Source organism: Bacillus sp. CR71 (assembly GCF_003429245.1).
GTDB lineage: Bacteria > Bacillota > Bacilli > Bacillales > Bacillaceae_G > Bacillus_A > Bacillus_A thuringiensis_S.
The window spans coordinates 3,567,170-3,573,548 of the sequence record NZ_CP031748.1 but is presented as its reverse complement, the minus strand read 5'-3'; the positions used below and the strand labels follow the sequence as shown (position 1 = coordinate 3,573,548).

Sequence of the window (6,379 nt, the reverse complement as noted above, 5' to 3'; positions counted from 1 at the left end):
GACACATAGTATTTACCAGTAGGTGTCATAGAAATCGTACATGACTTGATTATATGGCCTTGTGGTATTTCTCTATGCTGTTTGATACGTACCATTTTCAGTTTTGGCAATTTGATATGACCGTTAAGCAACATAATATTTCCGTTCACTACATTCGTTGTATAAGACTTTCTGTCTTTTTTGCTTTTGAATGTTGGGAAGTCATTTTGACCACGAAAGAAATTTTTATAGGCAGTTTGCAAGTTTAGTTGAGCATTTGCCAAAGCTAATGAATCCACTTCTTTTAACCACTCAAATTCTGCTTTGTATTTTGCAGGAGTGGGAAGCTTTTGTTTCTTTAGTTGATCCTTATCATCTTTATGTTTTTCATACGCTTCTTTCCGTTCAGCTAACATTCTGTTATACACGAAACGTACACAACCGAAGGTTTTACGCATAAGATGTGCTTGGTCTTCTGTTGGATACAAACGGAATTTATATGCTTTATTCTGCTTTGTCATATCATTTCACCTCACTTTTCACTTTGATTTTCAATATATGTTTTTACTACGTCTATTGGCGAACCACCAGTAGTTAGCAAGCAAAAGCTTCTTGACCAAAACATCTCTTTCCAAAGTTTCTTTTTCACTTGTGGAAAGTCTCTTTTAATAAGTCGAGAACTTGCACTTTTATAAGCATTGATGAATTTTGTCATTTCTGTATTAGGGTGTGCCTTGAACAAAATATGAACATGGTCTACATCATGATTCCATTCAACTAATGTGATGTTATAGTTTTCAGATAGTCGAACAAACATATCTTTTGCATAGTCTGACATATCATCATCAAACACATTTCTTCTGTATTTCACGACCAACACAAGGTGATAATATAACAAGAATACTGAATGGTTATTACTATCTAATTTCATTTATATACCAGCCTTTATAATTTATAAGACTGCTTATATCAGAGGCAAAATAAAAAGGAAAACCTTTTGGCTACGCCAAACCGAAATTCATCTCCCACCTACCGTTGGGCTACGCCCTTCACACGCTTGAGGAAGGAGAATTCTTTCGGGAAATTCGTTAAAATATATCATATATAAAAAGTACGGGTCCTTTAATTAAAGGCTTGTACTTTTTATATATGACTTAATATAAGTTGTGAAATAAATTTCTGTTTTGTAAACAAATGTGAACAGAAATTTAATTTTTTGTTTTGTTTATTTTTTCTGAATAATACATATTGACAAAACGACAGGGTCAATATAGAATTGGTTTTGTTCACCGGTGAACATTTTGTAAGATTTTTGTTTAGTATCATTTTTATTAATTATTTTTAACATCAAGATATTCTATCTTTTTTGCATATAGTTTGAAATATTATTGGTTATTTAAAATCAATAAAACGGTTTATATTGATAAAATTATTTAAAGGGATGATTTTATGACAAATGCTATAGCGGTAAGAAATGTACGAAAGTTTAGTTCTCACCCCTTATCTACTAATTGTGCTGAAATATTAAAACGTAGTAAGCATGCAATAATAGGTATTAGTCCGTTTAATAGTAGATTTTCTGATGAATATATTAATAAACTCATTGAATGGGCATTACATACTTTTGATGATGTTAGTGTTTTATTAGCTGGAAAAGAAGCTGCAAATTTACTTGAGGCTCTAGGAACACCAAAAGGTAAAGCGGAAAGAAAAGTTAGAAAAGAAGTATCTCGAAATAGAAGATCAGCTGAAAAGGCACTAAAAGAGCATGGTGGCAATGTAAATGCTATCCATACTTTTTCTGATTTTAATGACAACAATGCATATAACTGTATGAGAGCAGAAGCGGAAAACATTTTTTTAAACGAAATTCATTTTCGAAATGCTTGCTTAGAAATGTCACATGCAGCCATTTTAGGTAGGGCAAGAGGTACCAATATAGATGTTAATCACATTTCAAATGACATGCTAAATATTGCAGTAGAATATGTAATTGCAGAGCTTCCATTTTTCATTGGAGGAGCTGAAATTTTAGGAACTCAAGAAACTGTACTTATTTATCATAAACCATGGGAACTTGGTGAACAGATAGTTAGAAATGATTTTTCTATCAAGATGAAACCAAATCAAGGATATTTAATGGTACAAGAAATGGAAGATTTATCTTAGCAAATGGGAAGTAACCAATACAAGGGGGAAGTAATATGTCAAATACTATGAAAACTGTAAATATATTAACAGAGAAATTTCAAGAAGATCCATATAAGTATTTTTCATACCTACGTCAGAATGACCCAGTACATTATGAACCTGAGATTGATAGTTATTTTATTAGCAGATATCAAGATGTCCGTAATATATTGAATGATACTGAAACATTTACAACAAAATCATTAGCTGAACGTGCTGAGCCAGTAATGCGTGGACCAGTATTAGCACAAATGCGTGGAAAAGAGCATGTTGCGAAAAGAAAAATTGTTTTAAGGAGCTTTATGGGAGATGCTTTACAAAAATTAATGCCTTTAATTAAAAAGAATGCAGAAGATTTACTATCTCCACACCTTCCAAATGGAAAGATAGATTTAATTAATGATTTTGGTAGAACATTTGCTGTTTATGTAACAATGGATATGATTGGATTAGATAAGAAAGATCATAAGAAGATAGGAGAATGGCATAGTGGTGTAGCTGAGTTTATTACCAGTATAAATCAACCACCAGAGGCCAAAAAACATTCTCTTTGGTGCAGTGAACAGTTGGCTAATTATTTAGAACCAATTATTAAAGAGCGACGATTAAACCCACAGGAAGATTTAATTTCTAAATTATGCAGTGCTAAATATGAAGGAATAGCTATGACTGATACTGATATTCTAGCATTGATATTAAATATATTATTAGCTGCAACAGAACCTGGTGATAAAACTCTTGCTTTATTAATCTATAATTTAATTAACCAACCGAAACAATTGCAAGATGTATTAAATGATCGCTCATTAGTACCATTAGCTATTGCAGAAACTTTACGTTATAACCCACCAGTGCAATTGATTCCTCGTCAATTGTCAAAAGATACAGAAATAAATGGTATTCAATTATCCAAAGGAACTACGGTATTTTGTATGATTGGTGCAGCGAACCGTGACCCCAACGCATTTGAAAGACCTGATGAATTCAACATTTATCGTCCTGACCTTGATATTAAAAAGGCATTTAGTGGTGCTGCAAGACATCTTGCATTCGGATCAGGTATTCATAATTGCGTAGGAGCAGCGTTTGCAAAATCAGAAATTGAAATAGTTGTAAATGTAGTCTTAGATAATATGAAAAACATTAAATTAGAAGAAGATTTTCATTATGTTGAAAAAGGACTTTATACACGTGGACCTATTTCTATGCCTATTCTTTTTGATAAGTTAGTTTAAAAAAGATTGCTATTTTAATTACTAATATAATTCAATTTTACTAAGGGGCTAAAACCCCTTAGTCTTTTTTTATTTTTATCAAAAGGTCAACATTTATACCTTCTAAGCTAATATAATAAAAAGTTAAATACATTGTTTCCATGCTTCTAAAAATTTAGTTACAACTTGTAACTCGGAATTATCAAATTGTTGGAATAACTCACTGTAACGCTTATGTGCAATTTTGTGCAACTTTTTATGAACAATGGCTAATTGTATTCCCTTATCAGTTAAAGTATAAAAGATTTCCTTCTTATTATCTGTATTTTGATGCGTCAATAAAATTTTATTATCAATAAGAACGCGAATAGCTTTAGAGATGGTTGCTTTAGAAATATTAAGTTCCATAGATAATAGAGTGTTATTCATTTGTTGTTTACTCTCATGAATCACCGAAACAATATGTAGTTGCGTTAGAGTCCAACTTTTATTTATATTTTCATATTCACTAGCTAATTCTTTGATCATCTCTTGAGATGCATATTTTTTCTTTTCTCTTGTTATGACAAAGTCTTCAATAGCTTTTAAGGTTTGTTTATGGACCAAATTTGTCATAATAATTTCCCCTATCTAAAATTATTGTTTACCAGTTAACAATATAAAGTTTACCAGTAAACAATAATTAGGTCAACAATTTAAAAAAGGACTTTTATGCATTGGAACTAATTCTTTAATATAATAGGGCTTTATTAGGTAAAATTATGAAAAATAGATACATTAAAGGTGTTTACATAATTAGTTAAATTCCAACTTAGCAATTGACAATTGCTAAGTGAAGATATAAAATCAAAATAGTTTACCGGTAAACAAAAAAGAATAAAATAGATAAAGAAGGGTAGAAGCATTTAAATGAATAAGGGCATAAAACAGAAAATTTACGATAATTATCTACATTTGTTACACCTCAATGAACAAAAGGCAGATAAAGATATTGAGACTTTTTTTAAGCAAGCAAAAATGGATGAAATAGAACATGTACCGACAAATATGACAAGTATACACGTAATTGCCTGTATTGGTGAGAATCAACCAATAAATAATATTACAATTGCAAGGAAAATGAATTTATCTAAAGCGAATATCACAAAAATTAACACCAAATTAATAAAAGAAAATTTAATCACTCGTTTTCAGTCAATTGATAATAAAAAGGAGGTATATTATCAACTGACTCCGGCAGGACAATCACTTTGTGAATTACATCAGAAAATTCATGACCAGAAAGAAAATGAATTTTATCAGTTCGTTGATTCATTTTCTGAAATTGAACAAAGTGCAATATTGAAGTTTTTACAAAATATAAACGATAAAATGTTTGGGAAATAAAGTTATTATAATTTAAATAAATTAGCTAATTATTAATAATTTTTTAGGAGGGATAGCATGAACCGTGTTAAATCAAGTGCTTCTTTTCTTTTATATTTGTTGTGTATTAGTGCTTTTTTCGCTTCTTTAAACCAAAATATATATTCTCCAATAATCCCCATAATCCGGGATTCATTCCAAGTATCTATAACAATGGTTAACCTTTCGGTTTCCATATTTATTTTTATTACGGCAATTATGCAAATTGTTTTTGGTTCTATAATTGATTTTAAAGGTGCTAGGACCATTCTTATTCCGAGTATTATTTTAACAATTATAGCGAGTATTGGTTGTGCAATTACAAGTAACTTTACAGTGTTTTTAATATGTAGAATTTTACAGGCTGTAGGGACAGCTGCAATACCACTTATTGCGGCAACTACAATTGGTACTGTATTTCAAGGAGAACAACGAGGAAGTGCAATGGGTACATATCAAACCATGTTATCCATTGCCCCTGCTGTTGCACCTGTGTTAGGAGGTTTTATTGGGGAAAAATATAATTACCCAGGTGTTTTCTGGCTACTTGTATTAGTATCTATAATTCTATTCATTACTAATTGGTTATATTTCCCTGAAGATCGTATGGGGAGTAAAAAAGAAATGAGTGGAAAAACACTTATATCTCACTATGCTTCTATATTTAAAAGCAAAGTGGGAAGCTCCATATTAATATTAAGTTTCTTTGCATTTTTCCTTTATTTCTCCTTCATTGTTTACTTACCAATTTTATTAACAGATCATTATCAATTAAGTTTACAAGTAGTGGGTTTACTTTACTTACCAATGGCTATAAGTTTAATAATTGGAAGTATGACCTTTAAAAAAATTCAATCAAAAATTTCACAAAAAAATCTTTTTATAACTGGAAATGTAGTCTTAGCTTTAAGCGTAATATTATTTGCTGTGACACACTCGAATACTTTAATTGGTGTAACAGTTGCTTTAATTCTCCACGGAATATCAATTGGTATCCTCACTCCTTTATTCGCTACTATGATTGCAAATGAATTTGAACATAATAGAGGAAGTGCAATGGGAATGTTTAATTTTATTAGATATATGGGAATGGCTGTCGGACCCATTGTTTCGGGATTATTATTAGCACATTTCAAGCCTACAGTTGTATTTGCTCTATTTGGCGGATTTTTTATTTTTCTCTCTTTTTGCATGCTTATAAGGATTAGTAAGAGATCTATTAAAATCGTGCAAAAACAAGAAAATCTAAAATAAGAAAATGATTTATTATAAAGAATTAATAGCATATAAACTTTATAGTTAAAACATTATTCATAATAATATTATGGTAAACTAATAAATAATCTTGTTCATAATAAAAGGTGTAATACATTATTTCTTTTTAATTTTGAATAAGGTAATTAGAAATTTCAATAAGAGAAATTAGATTTAGTAAAGTAATAAAGAAGGTGTAGAAAGGTTTTATCGTAAAAAGACAATCAAGTTATTTAATTTTAAAACCTAAAACAAGCATAACCCCGTTCTAATTTTAGAACGGGGTTATGCTTGTTTAATTTTCGATATAAGATATTTCACTGTACTTAAAAATATAA

Annotated in this window: 7 protein-coding genes; 4 read left to right on the top strand and 3 right to left on the bottom strand. The window is 30.1% G+C overall.

The annotated features are described in order from the left end of the window. Both DOS87_RS17960 and tnpA read right to left on the bottom strand, forming a co-directional pair. Positions 1 to 500: RNA-guided endonuclease TnpB family protein (locus tag DOS87_RS17960; RefSeq protein WP_208730388.1), on the bottom strand; the 500-nt coding region annotated here is incomplete at its 3' end. A gap of 11 nt (positions 501 to 511) precedes the next feature. After that, positions 512 to 910 carry an IS200/IS605-like element ISBth16 family transposase gene (tnpA, locus tag DOS87_RS17955; RefSeq protein WP_000762752.1) on the bottom strand — a complete coding sequence of 133 codons (399 nt, stop codon included), beginning with the start codon at positions 908 to 910 and terminating at the stop codon, positions 512 to 514. A gap of 518 nt (positions 911 to 1,428) precedes the next feature. Between tnpA and DOS87_RS17950 the strand changes: the two genes are divergently transcribed. Together DOS87_RS17950 and DOS87_RS17945 are read left to right on the top strand one after the other, a co-directional pair. After that, a complete protein-coding gene (locus DOS87_RS17950) occupies positions 1,429 to 2,148 on the top strand; it encodes a tRNA-dependent cyclodipeptide synthase (RefSeq protein WP_097826615.1) in 720 nt (239 codons plus the stop codon). Positions 2,149 to 2,183: 35 nt separating this feature from the next. After that, entirely contained in the window at positions 2,184 to 3,404 is a 1,221-nt protein-coding gene (locus DOS87_RS17945) for a pulcherriminic acid synthase (protein WP_208730089.1), read from the top strand. A gap of 123 nt (positions 3,405 to 3,527) precedes the next feature. Here DOS87_RS17945 and DOS87_RS17940 read toward each other — a convergent pair whose 3' ends face one another. Beyond that, complete coding sequence (locus DOS87_RS17940) at positions 3,528 to 3,998, bottom strand: MarR family transcriptional regulator (protein ID WP_086423315.1); 471 nt, start codon at positions 3,996 to 3,998, stop codon at positions 3,528 to 3,530. A 294-nt stretch (positions 3,999 to 4,292) separates the two neighbouring features. Here DOS87_RS17940 and DOS87_RS17935 point away from each other — a divergent pair, with 294 nt between their 5' ends. Further along, entirely contained in the window at positions 4,293 to 4,769 is a 477-nt protein-coding gene (locus DOS87_RS17935) for a MarR family transcriptional regulator (protein ID WP_097826618.1), read from the top strand. 57 nt (positions 4,770 to 4,826) lie between these two features. Further along, positions 4,827 to 6,041, top strand: coding sequence for an MFS transporter (locus tag DOS87_RS17930; protein ID WP_097826619.1), 1,215 nt, complete (start codon positions 4,827 to 4,829; stop codon positions 6,039 to 6,041). Positions 6,042 to 6,379: the final 338 nt, after the last annotated feature.

Excerpts from the sequence above, each read along its gene's own strand:
- DOS87_RS17945 (WP_208730089.1), top strand. The coding sequence starts at position 2,184 with ATGTCAAATACTATGAAAACTGTAAATATATTAACAGAGAAATTTCAA.
- DOS87_RS17950 (WP_097826615.1), top strand. The coding sequence starts at position 1,429 with ATGACAAATGCTATAGCGGTAAGAAATGTACGAAAGTTTAGTTCTCAC.
- DOS87_RS17930 (WP_097826619.1), top strand. The coding sequence starts at position 4,827 with ATGAACCGTGTTAAATCAAGTGCTTCTTTTCTTTTATATTTGTTGTGT.
- DOS87_RS17940 (WP_086423315.1), bottom strand. The coding sequence starts at position 3,998 with ATGACAAATTTGGTCCATAAACAAACCTTAAAAGCTATTGAAGACTTT.
- DOS87_RS17935 (WP_097826618.1), top strand. The coding sequence starts at position 4,293 with ATGAATAAGGGCATAAAACAGAAAATTTACGATAATTATCTACATTTG.
- tnpA (WP_000762752.1), bottom strand. The coding sequence starts at position 910 with ATGAAATTAGATAGTAATAACCATTCAGTATTCTTGTTATATTATCAC.